This is a genomic window from Vibrio sp. 1069 (assembly GCF_033340555.1).
On the sequence record NZ_JAWOWP010000003.1, the window covers coordinates 349,571 to 371,867 of the forward strand.

General features: G+C 45.2%; 20 protein-coding genes and 1 pseudogene. 13 read left to right on the top strand and 8 right to left on the bottom strand.

Features of this window, described 5'->3' with window-relative positions; all coding sequences use genetic code 11:
- The first annotated feature begins 819 nt into the window (after positions 1-819).
- On the top strand, positions 820-2,790 hold the full coding sequence (locus R7040_RS07580) for a replication initiator protein RctB domain-containing protein (protein ID WP_017635223.1): 1,971 nt from the start codon (positions 820-822) through the stop codon (positions 2,788-2,790).
- A 289-nt stretch (positions 2,791-3,079) separates the two neighbouring features.
- Here the strand turns inward: R7040_RS07580 and R7040_RS07585 are convergent.
- The 3 genes and pseudogenes from R7040_RS07585 to R7040_RS07595 all read right to left on the bottom strand — a co-directional run bounded on the left by R7040_RS07585 (position 3,080) and on the right by R7040_RS07595 (position 5,330).
- A pseudogene (locus R7040_RS07585) lies at positions 3,080-3,547 on the bottom strand (transcriptional regulator).
- The gene (locus tag R7040_RS07590) at positions 3,547-4,479 is read right to left on the bottom strand and encodes an ATP-binding cassette domain-containing protein (RefSeq protein ID WP_213886373.1); all 933 of its coding nucleotides are present in this window, start codon (positions 4,477-4,479) and stop codon (positions 3,547-3,549) included. The pseudogene R7040_RS07585 and the gene R7040_RS07590 overlap by 1 nt, the downstream one beginning before the upstream one ends.
- A gap of 2 nt (positions 4,480-4,481) precedes the next feature.
- Positions 4,482-5,330: an ABC transporter ATP-binding protein gene (locus R7040_RS07595; protein WP_005374497.1), complete on the bottom strand. Its 849-nt coding sequence runs from the start codon at positions 5,328-5,330 to the stop codon at positions 4,482-4,484.
- Positions 5,331-5,691: 361 nt separating this feature from the next.
- Between R7040_RS07595 and R7040_RS07600 the strand changes: the two genes are divergently transcribed.
- Both R7040_RS07600 and ribA read left to right on the top strand, forming a co-directional pair.
- Positions 5,692-5,889 carry a PA3496 family putative envelope integrity protein gene (locus R7040_RS07600; protein WP_005374493.1) on the top strand — a complete coding sequence of 66 codons (198 nt, stop codon included), beginning with the start codon at positions 5,692-5,694 and terminating at the stop codon, positions 5,887-5,889.
- A gap of 238 nt (positions 5,890-6,127) precedes the next feature.
- Positions 6,128-7,189, top strand: coding sequence for a GTP cyclohydrolase II (gene ribA / locus R7040_RS07605; protein WP_017635221.1), 1,062 nt, complete (start codon positions 6,128-6,130; stop codon positions 7,187-7,189).
- A gap of 68 nt (positions 7,190-7,257) precedes the next feature.
- Here the strand turns inward: ribA and R7040_RS07610 are convergent, their stop codons facing one another.
- A complete protein-coding gene (locus R7040_RS07610; RefSeq protein ID WP_005383196.1) occupies positions 7,258-8,013 on the bottom strand; it encodes a substrate-binding periplasmic protein in 756 nt (251 codons plus the stop codon).
- Positions 8,014-8,081: 68 nt separating this feature from the next.
- Between R7040_RS07610 and R7040_RS07615 the strand changes: the two genes are divergently transcribed.
- The 3 genes from R7040_RS07615 (at position 8,082) to R7040_RS07625 (ending at position 11,142) form a co-directional block, all read left to right on the top strand.
- Positions 8,082-9,980, top strand: a complete 1,899-nt coding sequence (locus tag R7040_RS07615; protein ID WP_064354436.1) for a hybrid sensor histidine kinase/response regulator — start codon at positions 8,082-8,084, stop codon at positions 9,978-9,980.
- A gap of 100 nt (positions 9,981-10,080) precedes the next feature.
- Entirely contained in the window at positions 10,081-10,290 is a 210-nt protein-coding gene (locus tag R7040_RS07620) for a DUF3283 family protein (protein WP_005374484.1), read from the top strand.
- A gap of 135 nt (positions 10,291-10,425) precedes the next feature.
- Positions 10,426-11,142 carry a YebC/PmpR family DNA-binding transcriptional regulator gene (locus tag R7040_RS07625; protein WP_005374482.1) on the top strand — a complete coding sequence of 239 codons (717 nt, stop codon included), beginning with the start codon at positions 10,426-10,428 and terminating at the stop codon, positions 11,140-11,142.
- A 70-nt stretch (positions 11,143-11,212) separates the two neighbouring features.
- On the opposite strand, the gene rodA is transcribed toward R7040_RS07625, so the two are convergent.
- Positions 11,213-12,295, bottom strand: coding sequence for a rod shape-determining protein RodA (gene rodA / locus R7040_RS07630; RefSeq protein ID WP_017633806.1), 1,083 nt, complete (start codon positions 12,293-12,295; stop codon positions 11,213-11,215).
- Between the two features lie 393 nt (positions 12,296-12,688).
- On the opposite strand from rodA, the gene R7040_RS07635 reads away from it, so the two are divergent.
- The 7 genes from R7040_RS07635 to R7040_RS07665 are packed head-to-tail and all read left to right on the top strand — an operon-like array spanning position 12,689 to position 19,303.
- On the top strand, positions 12,689-13,357 hold the full coding sequence (locus R7040_RS07635; protein ID WP_017189795.1) for a hypothetical protein: 669 nt from the start codon (positions 12,689-12,691) through the stop codon (positions 13,355-13,357).
- A gap of 9 nt (positions 13,358-13,366) precedes the next feature.
- On the top strand, positions 13,367-14,065 hold the full coding sequence (locus tag R7040_RS07640) for an ABC transporter ATP-binding protein (protein WP_213896388.1): 699 nt from the start codon (positions 13,367-13,369) through the stop codon (positions 14,063-14,065).
- Positions 14,053-15,321 carry an ABC transporter permease gene (locus R7040_RS07645; RefSeq protein ID WP_262600519.1) on the top strand — a complete coding sequence of 423 codons (1,269 nt, stop codon included), beginning with the start codon at positions 14,053-14,055 and terminating at the stop codon, positions 15,319-15,321. Before R7040_RS07640 ends, R7040_RS07645 begins: the two co-directional genes overlap by 13 nt.
- Positions 15,314-16,099, top strand: a complete 786-nt coding sequence (locus tag R7040_RS07650; protein WP_085342431.1) for an outer membrane lipoprotein-sorting protein — start codon at positions 15,314-15,316, stop codon at positions 16,097-16,099. The genes R7040_RS07645 and R7040_RS07650 overlap by 8 nt, the downstream gene beginning before the upstream one ends.
- A gap of 45 nt (positions 16,100-16,144) precedes the next feature.
- Complete coding sequence (locus tag R7040_RS07655) at positions 16,145-17,473, top strand: hypothetical protein (RefSeq protein WP_213896386.1); 1,329 nt, start codon at positions 16,145-16,147, stop codon at positions 17,471-17,473.
- Complete coding sequence (locus tag R7040_RS07660; RefSeq protein WP_250654524.1) at positions 17,474-18,496, top strand: sensor histidine kinase; 1,023 nt, start codon at positions 17,474-17,476, stop codon at positions 18,494-18,496.
- A gap of 15 nt (positions 18,497-18,511) precedes the next feature.
- Positions 18,512-19,303: a LytR/AlgR family response regulator transcription factor gene (locus tag R7040_RS07665; RefSeq protein WP_250654523.1), complete on the top strand. Its 792-nt coding sequence runs from the start codon at positions 18,512-18,514 to the stop codon at positions 19,301-19,303.
- A 140-nt stretch (positions 19,304-19,443) separates the two neighbouring features.
- Here the strand turns inward: R7040_RS07665 and R7040_RS07670 are convergent, their stop codons facing one another.
- The 3 genes from R7040_RS07670 to R7040_RS07680 all read right to left on the bottom strand — a co-directional run bounded on the left by R7040_RS07670 (position 19,444) and on the right by R7040_RS07680 (position 22,284).
- Complete coding sequence (locus R7040_RS07670) at positions 19,444-19,938, bottom strand: peptidylprolyl isomerase (RefSeq protein WP_020195057.1); 495 nt, start codon at positions 19,936-19,938, stop codon at positions 19,444-19,446.
- 122 nt (positions 19,939-20,060) lie between these two features.
- Entirely contained in the window at positions 20,061-21,722 is a 1,662-nt protein-coding gene (locus R7040_RS07675) for a methyl-accepting chemotaxis protein (protein WP_318081168.1), read from the bottom strand.
- Positions 21,723-21,897: 175 nt separating this feature from the next.
- A complete protein-coding gene (locus tag R7040_RS07680; RefSeq protein ID WP_025768727.1) occupies positions 21,898-22,284 on the bottom strand; it encodes a thiol-disulfide oxidoreductase DCC family protein in 387 nt (128 codons plus the stop codon).
- Positions 22,285-22,297 lie beyond the last annotated feature (13 nt).

The following is a 22,297-nucleotide window of genomic DNA, read 5'->3' on the forward strand; positions in this document are numbered from 1 at the left end:
TGATCATGCTTCCGTGTTAATAAACAAATCCGAAAGCATGATCATGGCAAAATTGAGCAGAGTACGGTGTAAACACGCAAATAAAATAAGATCCATTAATCGGAAATATGATCAAGCCTTAGAATCTCTCGGAAGCATGAGTTTTCTTCTCTGATTTACGGTTGAGTGCAGACAGAATGGGGGATTGAGCAGAAATTGACGGTATAGAAGCCGGAACAATGAAATTGCTCAAGTTGCTATGATAAATCACGCTCTCATGATCATGCTTCCTGTAAATAAGCAGAGACTAGGATTTACTTCTAAATATGAGCGACTTGAATGTATTTTAATCAGATGAGTGATATCTCATCAATATGGACGCCAGAACGATAGATATATTGGCTCTTGATCATCGATCCGAGTATAAATAACATCACCAATGCACAATATAATCATCGTGAAGATCATTATTAAATACTGCATCTGTGGATAACCTGTAAAAACATCATGATCATCGTTTCAAGACTCTTTTGATCATCTTTTCATAACCTTAATGATCATGCTTACGAAGAAATATGATCATGCTTTCAGGTTATTGTTGATCATACTTTCAGACTTCTTATGATCATAGTTCCGAAATACATGGAAATAATAGTCTTATAGAACAAAAGCTTAGCGAAAAATTTCAAGCCAGATCATTAGATCATATAATCAATTAAGATCAGATTAATCAAAAAGATCAGTTATTTAAAAAACAATCTTTTTTCTTTATTTATGATCTGTTTTTCTTTATTCTTCGGAACCATAGCACAACTACGGCTAGTGTGATCTGGATCTAAAATGACGGCTGATGAAAAAATTCTGATTAAAGCACCGAGAAGCCACAAAGATGGCCATCTTTTTGAGGTACATGAATCCTCTGCGGATTGGGTAGAGCAGTACCAACATTTCAAAGGGGTGACCAAAAGCATCTTAGAGTTGCTTAATCTGATCTCATTACGAGGCTTCAGCAGCAAGGATGGTTTGGTTTCAACCACAGAGATTGTGGAAGCAACAGATGGGCAACTCACACGTGCAGCTCTGCAACAACGTTTGCGCGCGGCAGTAAATATTGGTTTATTTACTCAAACACCAGTGCGTTTTGAAGAGGGACTTGCTGGTAAAACGATGCTACATAAATTTGTGAATCCCAATCAGCTTATATCTGTGTTGGGAGCAACAAGTCTTGTTACAGACAAAGTTCGCCAGAACGAAAAACAAAAACGTTCGAAAGCATTGGCTCAGACTCAAGTAAACAAACGTTTGTTGAATGAGCACGGGTTAAACACACCTCCCACGATGAAAGATGAAGCCGATCAATTTGTTGTATCTCCAACAAATTGGGCTGGGATCATTGACCAAGCACTTGCGCCACCAAGAACTCGAAAAAGTTATCAGAAATCCATGGTGTCGATCTCTGGTACAAAGGCCGTTATCGAGACGCGATCATCCAAAAATATCATGACTGTGGATGATCTCATGACCCTGTTCGCTCTCTTCACGTTAACGGTTCAGTATCATGATCATCACAAAGATCAGTATCAGCTTGATGCGGCTCACGTACCAAACAAAACGCCGTTATACATCACTGATATTTTGTCGCTCAGAGGCAAAAAAGACAGTGGCCCAGCTCGTGATTCCATTCGCGATAGCATTGATCGCATTGAATTCACTGATTTTCAGCTCCATGAACTTACTGGACGTTGGCTAAGTGAAAACATGCCAGAGGGCTTCAAAAGTGATCGTTTTCGTTTTCTTGCTCGAACCATCACGGCCTCTGAAGAGGCACCTGTGGAGGGAAGCGATGGTGAAATTCGTATCAAGCCAAACTTATATATTTTAGTTTGGGAACCTTCGTTTTATGAAGAGCTGTTAACACGCGATTATTTCTTCTTGTTTCCGCCAGAGATCTTGAAACAACATACGTTGGTGTTTCAACTGTACTCTTTCTTCCGTAGTCGCATGGTTCGTCGTCACACGGATTGCATGCTACTGAGTGAGTTAAACCAGAAACTTGCACGTAACATTGAATGGCGACGTTTCTCCATGGATTTGATCCGAGAACTAAAGCGTTTGTCTGATGGAAAAGGGAATGATGATCTATTCGTCGTTAATTTGTGGGGTTATCACCTGACGATCGAAACCATGATCGAAAATGACAAAGTGATGGACTACCAGATCGATATCAAATGTGATGTCGAAGAGGTCTTACGTTATTCGCGAGCGCGAACGACCAACGCAGGAAAGCGTAACATGGCGCCTACGCTGCCAAATCCACTTCGTAATGAGATGGTAACCCGACAACAGCTTGAGGAGCTCTCAGGCATCATAGACGGCGAATTTGAGCCCATTCAACGCAAAGCACCGTCTCCAAGAGGAAATTTAGGGCGACGCGTGAAGCAAAGAAAACATTTGGTAGAGATCAATGCTGATGAGATCACCATTACTCTATCTAAATATACCTCACCAGAGGCTCTAGAACGCAGTATAACGGCTTTGTCTGCGATGACAGGGCACTCGTATGCCTCAATCAAAGAAGAGTGCTCAGATTACATAGAGAAGCTCGATTGGCTAAGGGTAGGGGATGAGCCGATTCCTTATGAGACATTAAGTAAAACCGTCGAGCTGTTTAACACCCAGAACGATGTTAAGCATCTTACCATCGAGCGCCTGATTGCGGGGTTAGCGGTGCGTCGGAAAGTTTGTCGTCAAATCTTCGATGGTCACATGGATGAAATGGTATTTCGTGCCTTGGATGAAATGGCGATTTAAAAGTGTCGCTTGATGTGTATCAAGCTATAGGTGTGATGTATCGGTTTGAAATGTAACAATGTCTGTCGATGATAAAAAACAGACTTAACTCTTACAAACCACTGACATTAGAAGCTAAGCCTAATACTACTATTTATCCCGAATAGACAACCTTTTGTCCTTTCTGATGATTAATAGATTGGCTCATATTGTTACATTCATTCTGAATAGACTTCGCGAGTTTCTCCTCAGGAAACTCGCTTTTTTTTGCCTAAAATTCCGCTAATTAAGCCTTGATCATTTTTCCGGACTAATGAGGTAAACCTTGATCATGCTTCTTGGGTTCATTCCAATGTAATGAACGCATCAACGCAACATGTGATTCGATTAAGCTATGGGCTTGTTCCTGCCACTTGTTTTGATCACACTGCTGATTACAAAACTCTAACGCCACAACGGTGAGATGCTGAAGTCGTCTCAAACACCAATCTTTGATCAGAATATCAGTCGAGACTTGGCATGCTGCTTGTTCAAGCTTTGCACTCGTATAAAGCAAGGTTTGATATGCTTTCTGAGGGTCTTGGTACCTTGCATGTTGAAACACGCGTAAACATCCATCCAACCAGCAAGCAATCGCTTTACTTTGAAGATCACTCAATTCGGGTCCAAACACGTCATCAGGCACCTGATATAAGATCGTTTCCAATTTTTCTACTTGATCATGTTTCCGCTGTTCGTATCACATGGCGATTTGATCTTGCCAAGTACTCAAATCCATTACGCTGCCTCAGTCCATTGTTTTACATAGTGATTTGGCCCTATTTGATCAAATTCGTCGACAATTATGCTGCTACGTTGACGAATTTCATCGGCATCTATCGAATAGTTTGGCTCATTTTTCACTAAGTTACCAAAAGGTAAGTCAGGATCAGGAACGGCAGAAATCAACAGCTTAGTATAAGGATGCTGCGGATTCTTAAGTATTGAATGAGTGTCGCCCCATTCAACGATTTGCCCTTTGTACATTACTGCGGTTTCTTCCGCGATGTAGTGCGCAGTCGCCAGATCATGAGTGATGTATAAAAAACCAATTCCCAGTTCTTGCTTCATTCGTTGCATTAAATTCAACACTCCCAAGCGAATAGAAACATCCAGCATAGACGTAGGCTCATCCGCAAGAATGATTTGCGAACCTACCGCTAAAGCCTTTGCTAAGTTTACTCGCTGACGTTGCCCACCACTGAGTTCGTGAGGGAACTTATTCAATGTCTCTTCAGGTAGTTCCACCAGCTTTAGAAGCTCTTCCAAGCGGGCTGGGATGTCGCGCTCGTTTTTGACTTGTTTATGAATTTTTAAAGGACGTGTTAGGTGATGGCGAATGGTATGAGTTGGATTGAGAGAGCCAAACGGATCTTGAAACACCATTTGTACTTTACTGCGATATTCTTGTAGAGCCGATCGTGACGTGATCTCATTTATGTCAGTGCCATTGAAAAGGATCTCGCCTTGCGTTGCTGGATAGACTTTGGTTATTAAGCGAGCGCAAGTACTCTTACCGCAGCCTGATTCTCCAACCAAAGCCAAGGTTTTTCCTGCGTACAGATCAAAAGTCACTCCTTGAAGCGCACGAAAGGTTTCCTCTTTCGCTAAACCACCGCCCACTTTGAATTCTTTAATCACATTTTTCATTTGGATGATAGGCTGGCTCATGGTTACGCTCCTTGTAACTCTGGTTGTTTGTGGACGTCATGGATGTTTGGGAAAGAAGCCCATAGCTTTTGCGTGTAAGGGTGTTGAGGATGATTGCGTATATCGTATGCTCGATTGACTTCGACGATTTCTCCGTGACGCATGATTGCAATTCGATCACATAGTTGGCTCATGAGTGCCAGGTCATGAGTGATAAAGAGGACTGAAAAACCGAACTCATCTCTAAGCTGATAAATTTGCTGTAAAATTTCTCGCTGTACCACTACATCTAATGCTGTTGTGGGTTCATCCATAATGATCAGTTTTGGATTTAGAGACAAAGCAATGGCTATCACCAACCGCTGACGCATTCCTCCTGAAAATTGATGAGGATATTCTGCTAAGCGTTCTCGAGGAATATTGACCAAGTCCAACAACTTTTCTGCTCTATCTTTTGCTTGAGCGTTAGTGAGGCCTTGATGGTGTCGTAACACATCTGCAAATTGCTCTTGTATCGTTAAGACAGGGTTGAGTGAGTTCATCGCGCTCTGGAACACCATGGCGATTTCACTCCACCTTAGAGCGGTCAGTTCAGAGTCTGAGATACTAAGGATATCTTTGCCATCAAACCATATTTTACCGCCAGAAATGAACGCTGGCGGCTTATGAAGACGATTTATTGAGAATGCAATTGTGCTTTTACCACATCCAGATTCACCGGCAAGACCAAATACTTCGCCTTTGCCGATATCAAAGCTGACGGACTTTACCGCATTAAAATCACCATTATCAGTGATGTAATCGACGCACAAATCTCGGATCTGGATGACCGGGTCATTGTGGTATGCATGACTTAAGTTAATACCATCCATATAAACACCTTACCAATCTAAAAGATAATTATTATCATTATCAGGTGTGGCGGTTTTTAGAAAGTATCAAACTATGAATCAGTGAAGTGACTCGAAAGTTAGGTGAAACAGGAAGTGGTGTAATGCGTCGTTGATAAAACTAAAGAAGAGCAGAATTGAGAGCTAGATCAGCACACTTTTCGTAGGGGGAATTACTCAAATTTAATCGTAAATTTGTCCCTTGGCAAAACTTAAATGATGAATCTATTAAGGAGTTAACGAAAGGGCGGGAGGGGTCACATTTCCCTACAGTTTTTCTTACCACCTTGTTCCGGTTTTGCTATAGATTACGCATCGAAAACATGGTGTGTTCGGAGGAAATATGTCCATTAATTCTATCGACCATGACGAGATGACCAACATCGCTCACAAATGGGAATTACCTGATGAGGAAACCGTTGTGAAGCCAGAGAAAACAGTGAAATCAGCAGAAGCCAGAAGACGCATTGAAGCGTTACGTGAGATCCGTGAAAGTGGGTTGACCATTGAAGAAGCAAGGGAGCTTGGCTTGATACACTGATCGCCTCAGGTTGGTTTAGCAACCCATAGGGTAGTCGACGGACTGCCCTTTTTATTTTGTCACTCTATTACTCTCTTATTCAAAACCTCCATTTATCTGTCTTGCGCCTCAAAAGCACGAGTTTCACACTCACGTCCCGTCCCGAAGAAGTTTGACAATCTGACCTTGTGTTACTAGATATATCAGTAGCGATATGCTTTTTGTTGATTATCGCAACCACAAAGCAAGGAGCGCAAGTATGGTTGATCAAATCCTTTTTTATGAGCCCGATGAGCCCCACGGTTTTCTCTCAAATTTTTGCCATGCCCCAGTCAATATCTCCTCCCAAACTTGGCCCACCAGCGAACATTATTACCAAGCCCAAAAGTTTCTCGATGCTCAGTTGCAAAGTAAAATTCAGCACGCAAGCACCCCTGATGAAGCGTTTGCTTTAAGCCGTAAATACGAACACTTTGTCAGAAGCGATTGGGACGATATAAAGTTGGCTGTTATGGCTTTCATCGTTAGGGAAAAGTTTCTACAAAATCCACCATTAGCGCAGCAATTAATGAGAACGGGTAACGCTTGCCTAACAGAGCATTCTCATAAAGATGCCTTTTGGGGAGACGGGGGAGATGGTAAAGGAGAAAATCATCTAGGAGAGATTCTGATGAATGTGCGGGCAGAGCTGAGACATGTTGAGCCTTACAATCTCGTGAAGTTTATCGATAAAGCCAAATTGCCCACCCAGTGGGGCACATTTATGATGTACGGCTTTATTGAAGCCGCGACAAATAAAGAGCATCTTGCTCTGGTCTATGGTGAGCCAACAAAAAGTGCAGCTCCACTTATTCGGTTGCATTCGGAGTGTCTTACCGGAGATGCTCTATTTAGCACGCGTTGTGACTGTGGTTTTCAGCTTAATAGAGCGCTACAAAACATCGTCAAAGAGGGATGTGGCGTGCTGCTTTATTTACGTCAAGAAGGGCGTGGAATCGGCTTGATTAATAAAATTCGTGCCTATCACTTACAAGATGATGGCGCAGATACCGTGGAAGCAAATGAGCGTTTAGGTTTTGCCGCTGATATGCGTGATTACGCGTTCTGTAAAGGAATGCTAGAGCATTTGGGGATTGACGCTGTGCGTCTAATGACGAATAACCCACGCAAGCTCGCCGCCTTAAAAGCGGTTGATATTAACGTCATTGAACGAGTGCCATTACAAGAAGGGAATAACCCAAGTAATCAACATTACCTGCAAACCAAGGCGAGTAAATTGGGGCACATGTTTGATCCTAAGTTTGTTAACCACACTAAGTAAGTGCTACAGATTTTACAGAAACAAAAACGCCAACGTATCATCGTTGGCGTTTTTGTTAATGAGTTGATTCATTGATACTTTTGAATGATTTCATCAATTTCCCCTGAGGTTTTTAATTCAACGAGTCGTGTATTAATGTAATTTTGAGTTTCTGGTTGCATTTGAGGTGAAAAAGCTAGGTAGATTGAGTAGTCTGGAATAACCGAGCTGAAAGGCTGTATCTGAAAATTCTCTAACGGCAAATTGAGTCGCTTTAAGTTGTAAAGGACTCGGGATTCCATCTCGACAAAAGCTGTATCTCCAGGGGTTCGGCTTATCACTCGGTATGCGGCGTTGTAGTCTTTCACGCGCATTTCATTGACACTGCCATTTTCAAAGAACGGTGTTAAATTTGGATAATCAAACCCCAGCAGTAATACAATAGAACGACCATGCATCGTATCCATATTTTTGAATTCTAAAGGCTTCTCGCTACTCGACACCAGTACATGTTTTACAGTGTAAATGGGCTCCTCAGATAAATTTTCCGATTGCACCTTGCCCCAGTTCGGGCTGCCATAAGTTAACCAGTTTGGCTCAGCGCCTTCTTCCAATATGGAAATCATACGTTTAAATGGATAAGTATGATAATTCACTTGGTAATCCGACTCCGCGAAGATAGCGCTGACGATATCGGTCACAATTCCGGAGTGCATTTGTCCCTGTTGTTCAATTTGAAATGGTCGAGCTTGTTCAGCAATGACGTAATAGTTCACTTGATTTGCGGTCACATGAGAACTTACAACAATTAAGCTAAAAGCCAATCTAAGTAGAAGTCTTTTCATCGTATCCTCGATTATTATTTGTGCGTAGCTATATTTAGAGTAGCGCAAGTTTATCGGAGCGGTTTCATATGGATGAAAAAGAGCGATCTCAACGTCGTTTTAGTATCGGCAACCAACTTATGTTGGCGGTATTAACGTTGAGTTTAATCTTTACGGTCATCATTTCTACAGTGAGCTTATATCGAGTTTTTCACGAAGATTTAGCCCATTTAGATGTTGAATTAAAGCAGGTTGAGTCTAGCTATTTATCGAGTTTTTCTGCGAGTTTGTGGGTAGAGGATAGGGAGCTGTTGCTGACACAAGCTCAAGGTGCAATGCGTATGCCCTCGGTGGACTACTTACGTATTGCTAGTGAAGACGAAGTTATCATTGAATTAGGTTCGGCGCTTTCTGAGGATGTTGTCGAGAGAAGCTGGCCGATGCAGTATCGGGTCGGCGATAAAACGTATGATCTCGCGATATTAACGGTTCAATCGGATCTTAGCGCGATATATGAAGATCTTTGGCAGCAGTTCTTTTTTCTACTTACGACAGAAGCGATCAAAATTCTTGTCCTCATCATTGGTGTTCTTTGGGTGGCGTTTCGCTTGTTGGTCAATCCGTTACAATTGCTGTCTGGTGCGGTGAGCGATTTTCGTGGCGGTACAGTGCCGAGTAAAGTGACTCTCCCTAAACGATGGTGCTTTGATGAAGTGAGTGTTTTGGCAGAGAAATACAACCGAAGTGTTGAGAAAGTGAAAGAGCACCAGACTGAGTTAGAGGCTGAACGCGATAGGGCAGAAGTCGCTAATCGTAAGAAAAGTGAGTTTCTTGCCACTATGAGTCATGAGATCCGCACACCGATGAATGGCATTATTGGTGTGTCGTCGTTGCTCAATGACACCGACCTCGATCCCCAGCAAAAAGAGTTTGTAGAGATCATTGACAGTTCTTCTCACTCACTAATGACGATCATCGACGACATTTTGGACTTCTCTAAAGTTGAAGCTGGCAAAGTAGAGCTGGAATACACGAGCTATGAGCTTCGCGAGCTACTTGACGATGTCATCAGTTTACATAGTGTCAAAGCCAAGCAGAAAAACTTACAGCTGCTCAGCGATATTGATCCCCACTTGCCAATGGAAGTGCAAGGTGATGCCACACGATTGAAACAAGTTCTGAACAATTTGTTGAGCAACGCGATTAAATTTACCGAGCGCGGCCATGTGAAGCTTCTTGTAGCGTTATCTCGACTTGATGGAGAGACCGCTCATATCCGGTTTCGAGTTGTGGATTCTGGTATTGGTATTGCGAAAGAGCACCAACAAGCAATCTTCGAACGCTTCCAACAAGCTGATGGTAGTACCACCAGAAAGTATGGTGGGACAGGGCTTGGTTTGGCGATAGCTGCACAGTTGGTTAACTTGATGGGAGGGGAAATACAACTAACAAGTGAGCTTGGGCTGGGAAGCTGTTTTGAATTTTCGATTCCTGTTGCTGTAATAAATGCGCAATCGACCTATACCGACCAACTTAATGTATTAGATTTCCGGAAAGCGGAAGACAACGAAGTCAGCCCTCAAGATAACGATAAACCTTGGGTATTGGTTGTTGAAGATACCATCGTCAATCAGAAGGTAGTTCGCATCATGTTAGAAAAACTGGGTGTGCGAGTGAGTGTCGCCAACCATGGCGAAGAAGCATTGCAGCTGTGTGATCAGCAGCCTTTCGATTTGATTTTTATGGACTGCCAAATGCCTGTGATGGATGGGTTTATTGCTACGGAGCGAATTCGAAAAATGGGAGAGTGGGGGAAACACGTTCCAATTATTGCGCTAAGTGCCAATGTCATTAAAGAGGATCAGCAACATTGCTTCGATGTTGGGATGAACGAGTTCGTGGCTAAACCCGTTACCAAGACTCGATTACAACAAATATTCGAACAGCATTTACCAAAAGCACTGAAAATCAGCGCTGTGCCTAAATAGTTAACTTGAAATCGATCAAGTTAAGTGCGTTTCTATTCTGTAATTGTAACTCTGTGTGATATAGTGCCCGGCTAGTATTTAAAGTACCTTGAGGCTGTGAATGTCGTTTAATCTATCCCTATTGCCGCCTGACGAAAAAAACAAAATCGAACTGGATAAGCAGGCGTCGTTTTTGGTTTGGAAGCTCAGAGAGGCCAAATCTGGTCCTGAAGCAATAGAAGAACAGTTGTCCAAGATTAACGATGCTGATGAAAAGGCGTTTTTTCAGCAATCGGTCGAAAAGTACAAACGAGTAATGGGTGTCGCTTAACGCGAACCGTGGCAATGGTTCAATCCAATGCGACGAATGAGGTAACCTCCCTATTCCTTTGCTAAGCGAAATTGAAAAGGTTTCGCTTTTTGCTAAAATCCTTCGCATTAAATTTGAATTTAGAGAGACATCCCGATGGGAAGAAGTTTTGAAGTGCGCAAAGCCTCTATGGCGAAAACTGCAGGCGCGAAAATTAAAGTTTATTCCAAATACGGTAAAGAAATTTACATGTGCGCGAAAAACGGTGGTGGTGATCCAGACATGAACTTGTCTTTGAAACACCTGATCGCAAAAGCGAAAAAAGACCAAGTTCCTGCGCACGTTATCGATAAAGCGATCGACAAAGCGAACGGTGGCGGTGGTGAAGACTACACTCCAGCGCGTTACGAAGGCTTCGGCCCTGGCGGTACTAGCGTTATCGTTGACTGTCTAACAGACAACGGCAACCGTACTTTCCAAGATGTACGCCAATGCTTTGTGAAAGTCGGTGCGAAAATTGGTGTTGAGGGCTCGGTTTCTCACATGTTCGATCACCAAGCGGTATTCCAGTTCAAAGGCGACGATGATGAAATCATCCTAGAAACGCTAATGATGGAAGACGTAGACGTTACTGACGTTGAGCTAGAAGACGGTGTTATCACTGTATTCGCACCTCACACAGAATTCTTCAAAACAAAAACTGCGCTTAACGGTGCATTTCCAGATCTAACGATCGATGTTGAAGAAATCACATTCGTTCCTCAAACTCATACGCCTGTATCGGGTGAAGATGCTGAGAAGTTCCAGAAATTCCTAGATCTTCTAGATGACTGTGATGATGTTCAGCAGGTTTACCACAACGCAGAGCTGTAATTAATTCGCTCATATCGTTGTAAAAAGGCTTCCTTAGGGAAGCCTTTTTTGCTTGCTTTCTCAAGCAGAGCTATGCGTTACGATATTTGGAATAACACAGCGACATGATTACACCAAAACAGATACCTTGAGTTAGCATCGCCGTGCCGCCATAGCTAAAGAAGGGAAGTGGGCTACCCATTACTGGCAACAAGCCGCTAACCATGCCCGTATTGATAAAAGCATACAGAAAAAAGCTCATCGCTAATGCGCCACTTACCAGCCGACTAAAAAAGTGGTCAGACTGACATGCAAGCAACATAACGCGTGCAGTGATAAACAAGTACAATGCGAGTAAGACTAAACTGCCAACAAAGCCCCATTCTTCTGCATAGGTCGAAAAAATAAAGTCCGTATGACTTTCTGGAATAAACCCAAGTGTTCCCTGCGTTGCATTCATCCAACCTTTGCCTTTCATACCGCCTGAGCCAATCGCAATCAAAGATTGGATGATTTGGTAGCCCGAACCCAGTGGATCGGACTCTGGGTGCAAGAACTGTGTTACACGGCTCTTTTGATAGGTTTCCATAACGAAGAACCATAAAATAGGTGCTAACGTTAAAATGCTCGCAATAAACCCGCAGATTATTTTCCAGCTCATGCCAGCCAAAAACAAAACGAACAATGCATAAATGATGGTAAAAACTGCACCGTCTAAATCCGGTTGTAGCGCGATTAACCCGGCAGGAATCATTGTAATAAGTAAGCAAAACGCAATTTTCCGACTGTTTGGTCGACCTCCTTCAATATGCAGCATCCAGGCGATCATGATTGGAATGGAAAGTTTGATTAGTTCAGACGGTTGAAAGCGGAAGAAGCCGATATCGAGCCAACGTTGAGAGCCATTGGTGCTATCACCAAATAAAGCGACAGCAAGTAGTAGCGCAACCGCAATAATGTAGAGATATGGAGCTGAGCGCTGATAGCTGGACGCTGGAATCGAGGACATGACCAAGATACAAACTAATGTCAGTCCGCAGCGCGCCAAATGTTTGAAGAGCATCGCCTCATTAAAGCTACTGGCACTCCAGAGAGTGAGCGAACTTAACAGCATGATCGGAATGATCGCCATGAGTAGTGGCAAATCAACTCTTGGGAAATAACGCTTATTCATTTTCAACGACCTAATAACGCACCTATTTTGAGTGCGAAAACAACTAAAACTCGAAGAGTTCAAACTATTCCGATGCTAAGAATCTCGATTTCGAAACAACAGACACCATGCAAAGGTGTGTAAGAAAGGAGAGTGCGACACTGTCTGTTATGGGTAGCTGTGGGATGGATAAATACACTAGCCTCAGATTTTAAGCCAGTGTTTTTATTGTGACTGCCGTAAAAATGTAGCGTTACGAATGAACGGAATTGTATTTTCTGTTTAAGTGAATGTCATTCATCCTCTCTCAATACCATTCACTCCGCATAACTGCCATTGGTCGCATGCAAAAGCAGCGTGCGACCTTCTCCCTTAATCTGAAACCATCAAATCACGTTCAACTAAGGACAGTACATGATGGTTTCTCAATCTCGCTCAATCAAAGCTCTTAAACTGGCAAGTACTTTTATCGCCGCATTTGCACTCAGCAGCAATCTGGCGCTGGCTAATCCAAGCGAGCGCACACTCAGTCAATTCAACCAAGCAGCGCAGGGTGACTCTGGCTTAGTTGATACCGTTTACGGCGAATTATCTAAACAACTCGAAGAGCAAGGCGCTACGCCGGTGACTTTGGTGTATTTAGGCAGTGCTGAAACGTTGCAAGGTCGTGAGGCGTTTATGCCTTGGAACAAGATGAAGTTCACCGAGCGCGGTCTTGCGACAATCCAAAAAGGTTTGGATTTAATGGCGAATCAGCCAGTACCACTGCAAGAGCAACAACGCTTACAAGGCTTGCCGGAATACCAATTAGCCACCGCCATGGCAGCCACCACCTTTACTTCTCTACCTGACATGTTCAATCACTTTGAGCGTGGCTACGAACTGTACCTTTCTCTGCTCGATGAACCGAGTTTTAGCCAGCAACCTTTCGCCGCAACGTCTTGGATTTATCGCTACGCCATTGAAGCTGCATTGCGCGCTGAAGATGTTCAACAAGCCAAAACATGGTTAGCGCAAATGGAGCAATTGGGTGACAGCAATCTAGAAACGCAAACCGCGAAAGCGCTGTTAGCGAAATATTAGGGAGGCGTCATGATCGTTTTTAATCAACTTAGCCGCGATTACGCCCTTGGCAGCCAAACGGTGTATGCATTGCGAGATGTGTCTGGTGAAGTGTTTGCGGGCGAAATGGTGGCATTATGCGGACCGTCTGGTTCAGGCAAAAGCACCCTACTTAACGTGCTTGGCATGCTGGATACTCAATACCAAGGTCAGGTGACATTTGCAGGCAGCCCATATCCAACCGGACAAATGCAGGCTGCGAAAATGCGCCGTGAAAAGCTTGGCTTTGTGTTCCAAAAATTCAACCTTGTTCCCGTGATGACGGCACTAGAGAACGTGGCGTATCCGCTACATCTCAATGGCTTTTCAAAAGTAGAACAAACCGAGCTCGCCACACAAATGTTAGAGCACGTTGGCTTAGGCGAGTTTATTCATCACATGCCAGACAACCTATCAGGCGGCCAGCAGCAGCGTGTGGCAATTGCTCGTGCGTTAGTACACAAACCGGCGTTGGTGATTGCCGATGAGCCAACCGCAAGTCTTGATAGTCAAACTGCTAACAAGGTCATCGACATTATGAAAGGGCTCGGACACGAGCTAGGTACCACTTTTATCGTCGCCACACACGACCCTCGTATGGCATCTCGCTGCGATCGAACCATTGAGTTAGTGGATGGCAAAATTACCCAAACGCACGCGAGTGTGGAGGAGGTTTCATGGGCAAGCTAATTCCCGTTTCGGTTCGCCTTGCTTGGTTGAACCTGCAACGTAATCGCCGCCGCAGTTTGTTGTCGATGCTGATCATCGCCATTGCCGTGTTTGCCTTAACCAGTGCGGGTGGTTTTGGTCTGTACACCTACGACAGTTTGAAAGAGTCAACAGCACGTGACACGGGGCATCTGACGTTAACCACGCCGGGTTACTTCGCCAAAGAAGAAGAGATGCCGCTGAGTAACGGTTTAACTCACGCCGACGACATCACCAAGCAATTGATTGGGTTGAATGAAGTGCGAGGCGTGCAGCCACGAGTTGAGTTCAGCGGTTTGATTTCCAACGGCAACAAGTCATCGATCTTTATCGGCATTGGTGTTAACGAGCGCGAATTCGATATGAAAGGACCGTTTTTAGACGTGCGTGAAGGGCAGACGCTGTCCAACATTCATGCATCGCGTTATGACCCAGCAGAGCCAGAAGTGATGCTCGGCGTTGATTTGGCGAACAATCTAAGTGTGCACGTTGGCGATTGGATTACCTTGCTGGCGACCACTACCGACGGCGCATTGAACGCGTATGACTTCAAAGTTCGTGGTATCTATTCAACCGGCGTGCCTGAGCTTGATAAACGCCAACTGTACGTGCATATCAACAGCGCGCAATCGCTGCTCGGTTCAGACAAAGTCAGTGCGTTATCTGTCTTTCTGTTCGATACCAGTTTAACTAACCAAGTCGAGCAACAAGTGGCTTCGGTTCTGAGTAAGCAAAAACAGAACTTTGGTGATCAAGATATTGAAATTACGCCTTGGCAAGAACGTGCGTTCTTTTATCTCAAAGTGAAAGATTTGTACGACCGTATCTTCGGCATCATGGGAGCAGTAATGGCGCTGGTGGTCTTTGTCGCCCTGTTCAACACCATGACCATGTCGGTAACGGAACGCACCCGTGAAATTGGCACCCTGTCAGCACTTGGTAGCTACCCTCGCGAAATCATTGCTGGGTTCTTGCGCGAAGCAGGGTTACTTGCCGTGATTGGCAGCTTAATCGGCGCTTTGTTTGCTGCGTTAGTCACCGTCTTACTGATGGTCGTGGATGTGCAAATGCCGCCACCGCCAGGACGCACAGAAGGTTATCCATTGACGATTTACTTCTCTTGGGAGCTGGTCGCTGTCGCAGGATTCGCAGTATTGATGATTTGTGTGGTTACGGCGTTTTTCTCGGCGCGCAAAGGGGTGAACAAGCCAATTACGGAGGCACTGATTTATGTTTAATTTCAAATCACTATTACCAATTGCACTGCTGACGGTAAGCGGCATGGCAAGCATGAATGCCAGTGCGAATGAAACAGCGCTAGATGCACAGCAAGTCGCGCAATTGATTGAAAAAGCGGATAGCTACCGCTTGCAAGATGATTCCTCCAAAGTGGTGTCTCTGGTGCGCTTATATCAAGACCAAGAGTTAGATAAAACCCGCCTTTACCACGTGTACACACGCCCAAATCGAGAATCGCTGGTGGTATTCAAATCGGCGGTTGAAGCAGGGCAAAAGATGTTGATGATGGGCGACAACTACTGGCTACAAATGCCGAAGAGTCGCCGTCCGATTCGCATTACGCCAATGCAGAAGCTGCTTGGTGAAGCGTCTATCGGCGACATCTCAACTCTGACGTGGAGCCAAGATTATCAAGGTGAATGGAAAGCGACAGAAACCGTTTCGGTAAACGGGGAAAGTGTCGCGGCTTATCACCTTGCTTTAACCGCGAAAACCAAAGGGGCGAGCTATCAGAAGATCGACTTGTGGTTGTCTGAGCAAGATGCGTTTCCAATTAAAGCTGATCTTTACCTGCGCTCTGGCAAACTCGCCAAGCAAGCGCAATACGGACGTGCAACTGACAACGGTGAAGACTACGTCAGTGAGATGACCTTGCTTGATAGCATTCAGCCGAGCAAAAAGACCGTTATCGAGTACCAAGAAATCGTGCCTTGGCAGCTAGATAACAAGTTCTACAACCCAAGTTATTTGCCGAAAGCCAACACGACTCAGCTTTAGTCTGAGCTTCGTAAATAGAACCATGAAAACGAGCAAGGAAGTCACATGAAATCGCACCAGCCTAACCTTAACAAAAGCACCAGTTTGTTGATTGCTGCGTCGTTGTGTGTGGGCGCAGCAGCCCCAGTTTTTGCCAATGATGAGCTGAGTTTTGAGTGGGATTGGGCTGTCAGTTACGAAACCGCTAAGCAGCGTGACAGTGCGTTTATGCAGGCGCAGGGCAGTTCTCGTGATTCACTTAATGCACTGTTGGATGTGCAGGTGAATTATCAGAACTTTAGTGGCTTGTTTGCTCTGTACAGCCAAGGGTTGTACCTCAACCAACAAGGAGAGAGTGATTGGTGGAGTGAAGCTGATAACCAACTGTTGATTCGAGAGTTGGCTTGGCTAGGGGAGTGGCAAGTCGGTGACACTACACTTGATGTGAGTTTGGGTAAGTTGCGCGTGGATTGGGGAGTGGGTTATGGCTACCGACCTTTGGACCTGTTTAAGCCTTATCGACAAAACCCGGTTGGCTTAGTCGCAGAAGAGGGGGCGGGCGTGTTTTCACTTTCACACTACGATATGGCCGGCGAGTGGACAGTCATTGCGACGGATTCAAGCTGGGGGCAACAAGACCAGAGTGCACTTGATCAAGCCGCAGAGCAGCAAGGTGTTGGTATTCGTCGTTATGCGCTGGTGGGTGATACCGAGTATCAACTTATTGGTTATTACGATGATGTGCGCCGAGGTTTACTCGGAGCCAGTGCCATTGCGGTGTGGGATGAATCCATCGCCATGCACGGTTCCATGCTGTGGCAAAAGCAAAGTGTTGGCTATCAGTTTCAGCAGGGTGATCTTTACCAACCCGTTTCGGTTGAGGAGCAGGGCAGCGCATTCCAAGCCTTAATTGGATTGAACTGGGCAAACCAAGCTGGACACAACGTGATTGCTGAATATTGGTACGACAGCCGTGCATGGTCGAAAAGCGAATGGCAACAAGCAATAGAACGTGGCGAACTACTCTCTCAAACCCTTAATCCCCAAACGTCTCTACTTGCAACAAGCTACGCTCAAGGGTTTCAGCATGCCAATATCGTTCAGCATAACGTAATGCTGCACTGGAGTTGGGATGTAGAAGCATGGGCTGCATGGAACGGCAAAGCGGATATGGGCTGGCTAAGTGATGTAACTCCTACGTTGGATGTGATGTTGTCGCCGCAAGATGGCGGTGTGATTGTCACGCAGTGGCTTAACTACCAATGGATTGATACTGGCGACCAAAGTGTAGAAGTGGAAGTTGCCGCACGCTTTTTAACCGGAGACGACCAATCTGCTTACGCACAAATCAATGATAAGCATATGATTGTATTTAACATCAAAGGGAAATTCTAAATGTGTTCAGCAAAATCAGTGGTGAAAAGTGGATGGCCGCGTAGCTTATTAGTGACCACGGCATTTTGTCTCTTTATCGCAGCAATGACGCTCTCGGTTTGGGGCGGTCCATTTTACATTCATGTAGCGGTTAGCTTTGGATTTGGCTATTCAGCTATTTTTTTCTCATGGCTTGTCGACCGCCTGTTTCCTACCATTCCTCGTTTGGCGGAAGTGGCTATCTCGCTGACGGCATGCCTACTGTTTGGTGTGGTGAACGCTCAGCTTTGGCTTGGGGAATACTTCGGTATCTCAAGTATGCTGTCGGTTGGTCTAATGGGATTGTTATTCAGTGCCATGTGCTTTTTCTATTTCTATTCACGCGAGCAACATGCGATCGCTCAGCGAGAGTTGGAAGCCATCAAACGCGAGAAAGCAGAGCAAGATCGTGCGCTGTTGCTGAGTCAGCTTAAGCAGATGCAAAGCCAGATTGAACCACATTTTCTATTCAATACCTTGGCGAATATCAGCGCGCTCATGTCGCAAGATGTTGATAAAGCCAAGCTGATGTTAGAACAGTTAACCGCGCTGCTGCGAGCAACGCTCAAAAGCTCACGTGAAGAGCACACCACCATAGACAATGAAACGGCGTTACTTGAGGCTTACTTAGGCATCCAACAAACTCGTTTGGGTGACCGACTCAGTTACAAGGTTGAAGTGGAAGAGGGGTTAGGCAGAACCGAATTACCGCCGATGATGCTCCAACCTTTAATCGAAAACGCCATCATCCATGGTATTGAGCCGAAGCGAGAAGGTGGCGAAGTCAGCTTGCTCATAAAGCGCGAACAACAGAACTTGAAGATTGAAGTCAGAGACACAGGTGTTGGCTTGAATCACGTTAGTGGGCACATGGGCTCTGGCGTGGGTTTAAGTAATCTCAAGCAGCGAGTTGAAGCTTTGTTCGCAGGACAAGGAGAGGTTTCTATCAGTGAGTCTGCTCAGGGTGGCGTTTGTGTTCGCCTGAGTTGGCCAATGGAATCGTAATCAAGGAAGAAAGGAATGAATACAGGGTTTACAGCCATTATTGCTGATGATGAACCGCTATTGAGGCGTCATCTAGATAAAAGCCTAGCTGAAGTGTGGCCAGAGCTAGAGGTGATAGCCAAAGTCGCGGATGGTGAACAAGCGTTGCAAGTCATTGAGCAAAACCAACCTGACATTGCGTTTCTTGATATTCGTATGCCAGTTCTGGATGGCATGACACTAGCGCAAAAACTCAATCAACTCGCCAATCCACCTTTGATTGTGTTTGTCACCGCGTACGATGATTACGCCATCAAAGCCTTTGAACAAAATGCCGCCGATTATTTGCTCAAGCCTATCTCGGATGAGCGCCTCCTGACAACGTGTGAAAGAGTGAAAGCACGCCTTGCTAAGCGAGAACAAGAAAGCAGTAATGTGCAGATGAGCAGTCTGTTAGAACAGTTGCAGCAATTATCCGCGCCACAAACGCCGCAATATCTTCAGTGGATTAAAGCGACGCAAGGGGAAGACATTCATCTGATCGCCACGTCTGATGTGTTGTATTTCAAAGCGGAAGAAAAATACGTTTCTGTGTATGCCCAACAAGGACAAGGCAAAGTGCAGGAGTATTTGATTCGTACATCTTTGAAAGAGTTGATAGGGCAGCTTAACCCAGAACAGTTCTGGCAAGTACACCGTTCAAGCGTGGTGCAAGTGTGCAAAATTAACAAAGTAAACAAAGACTTTGCTGGCAGAATGTTTGCTCACGTTGGAGAGAACAAGCTCCCGGTGAGCCGTGCATCTCAAAGTTTGTTCAAAGGGATGTAATCGCTAGAACTGCTCACTTTTTACACTGTAAACTCGCTGCTCATTTTTTTCAGCAATAAAAACAAAAAGCGCCTAGGTCATAAGACGTTAGGCGCTTTTATTGTTTTATAGCGACGATTTCTCTGCAGAGGCGAATGGGTTTATTCGCTGATCGTCACTTTCTCGATAATGATTGGATCGCATGGCACATCATCGTGACCAAGCTTAGAGGTCGTTTTCACTTTCGCGATGCGGTTTACGACATCCATACCCGCGGTCACTTTACCAAACACGGCGTAGCCCCAGCCTAGGTTGGTAGTTGCGGTGTGGTCTAGGAAATCATTGTCTTCCAAGTTAATGAAGAACTGTGCTGTTGCAGAGTGCGGAGCATCGGTACGCGCCATTGCGATAGTGCCAACAAGGTTCTTTAGACCACGGTTTGCTTCGTTCGCGATAGGGGCGCGTGTTGGCTTTTCTGCCATGTCTTCGGTATGACCGCCACCTTGAATCATAAAGCCATCGATAACGCGGTGGAAAATGGTGCCGTTGTAGAAGCCATCTTCACAGTATTTTTTGAAGTTCTTTGAACTAACTGGTGCTCGTTCTAGGTTCAGTTCAATCTCGATGTCACCGAAATTGGTGGTCATAATAATCATCTGGTTTTGCCCTTGTGGGTGCTTAGTTGGCGGCATTATAGCTAAGTCGCATTATGATAGCAGAAATAAAAACAGCGACGTTTTGGCGTCGCTGTTTGCATGTTGAGTGTTTGAGGAAAGCTCTAGACCGTAAAGCGACCGACCAAGTCGTACAGTTCGTTGGCTTTGTGGTTAAGGTTGCCACTGCCTGCACGGTTTTGATTCGCAAGGCTTGCCGACTGACCGCTTTGTTGAGAGATCACTTCAATGCGTTGTGAAATCTCTTGCCCAACTTGGCTTTGCTCTTCGGTTGCCGTTGCGATCAGGGTGTTCATGTCCATGATGTTAGCAATTGCGGCTTGGATTTCTTGCAGTGCGGCAGAGGCAGCTCGTGCTTCCTCAACCGTTGCTTCACCACGCGCTTGGCTTGAGCCCATGGCTTTCACTGCCGCATCCGAGCCAGACTTCAATTGCTCAATCATTTGGTGAATTTCGCCTGTGCTGTCTTGAGTGCGACTCGCCAGTTTACGAACCTCATCGGCAACGACTGCGAAGCCGCGACCTTGTTCGCCTGCACGGGCTGCTTCAATGGCTGCGTTCAGTGCCAATAGGTTAGTTTGCTCGGCTATATCCTGAATCACTTCCAGAGAAGAAGAAATGTTTTTTACGTCGCTCTCTAAACGAGAAATCACCGTGCTGGCTTCCGACACCTCTAGCGCGAGTGCTTCGACAGAGTTCGCTGCTGAATCAACAATGTGTTTTGCTTGTTGTGAGTTTTCATCGGCGTCTCTGGCTGATTGCGCTGCTTGGTTAGCGTTGTTTGAAATCTCGTGCGCCGTTGCTGTCATCTCGGTCATTGCCGCTGCGACTTGTTCGGTTTCTTCACGTTGACCAGAAGCTAATTCATCCACTTGCGATGCACGCTGTGACATCTCGTTGGTCTCTGAAACCACTTCTTGTCCTACGTGGCTAACGCTCTTAATGATGCCTTGCAGGCTTTCAACGAAGATATTGAAGTTACGGCTAAGTTGGGTGAACTCCGGCACGCTCGATTCTTCCATGCGCGCGGTTAAATCTGCATCGCCTTGCGCGAAAGAGTGAATTGAAGCATCAAACTGCTCAATAGGCTTCATGATGCTGCGGTTAACAAACACGGCAAAGACTGCAACTATCGCTGTAATCGAGGCACAAAACAGGGCAATTGCCGTCAGTGTGGTGTTGAGATCTTCGTGTGCGGCTTTTTCCATGTCTGCCACAATGGCGTCGATATCGTCCGTGTAGAAACCCGTTCCCAACATCAAGTCCCATTCAGGAATAAAGACTGAGTAGCTCAGTTTCGGTAGTGCTTCACTCTGACCGAGTTTCGGGAAGTAATAAGTCGTGAACTCACCAGTTTTGGCATTTTTTAGCAAATCCTGAATCAGGTAATTGCCTTTCTTGTCCTGCAAGTTATAGAAGTTTTCCCCGATGCCTTTGGTGTTTTTACCCACCACGACGCGAACGCCTTTTGAATCATAACCAAAGATGTAGCCGGATTGACCAAACTCTAGTTGTTTCAAGATAGGCAGAGCCTCTTCCAGTGGGGCATTTTGTGCGAGTAGCGGCTCGACAGCGGAACGCGCCATTTGTACGTAACTTTTGAGTTCGGCTTTTTTCATCTCCATCATTCGACTTCGAGTTTGCTCAATCTCGTGCTCGTTGTAGGCCGTGGTTTGTACGTAGGTGAACCACATCATGCCTATTGCCATAGTTAGAATTGGAATTATTGAAAGGATATATAGTCGTTTTCTGATCGTCAGATTCATAGAGACGTCCTTCTCTCGGCGCAGCGTTACAAGTGACAAGCTGAATAAGCTTGCCTGATAAAAGTGTTAATACTTATTGTTGTAATGCTTAGAGATTAACCGAGTTACTCAATCAGAAGTACTGGAAATTTGTAAATCTAGACGAAGGTCGTAGCATTTTTAAGCGGGATCACAATTAACGTGAACACGACCCACTATTGCAACGAGAAGTCCCCGTTAACCAATATGAGACGCGATACCTATTCTTTGCGAATTTGAGGTAAAGCCAGTCAGCAACAGGTTTAACGAGGCGCCAACGCAGTGGAGCGTAGAGCCAACCGCGACCAACTAATTGCCACGCACGATGAGTCACGTCCAACCCAAGCAGAAGTTCCCCCTTTTCGTTGAGGGCGTGCAAAATGGTGTTGGCTTGTTCAGGATCTATCTGAGGATAATCTGAGAATGCATCACTATAGATATCGACGGTTTTGATGTGCTGCTTGGCATCGCGTTGTTTTAGCGCCTTCATCTCTTTGGCACAAAGCGGGCAGGTTCCGTCATAAAATATGATGAGTTTTGTCATTGCGGTTTTCTTG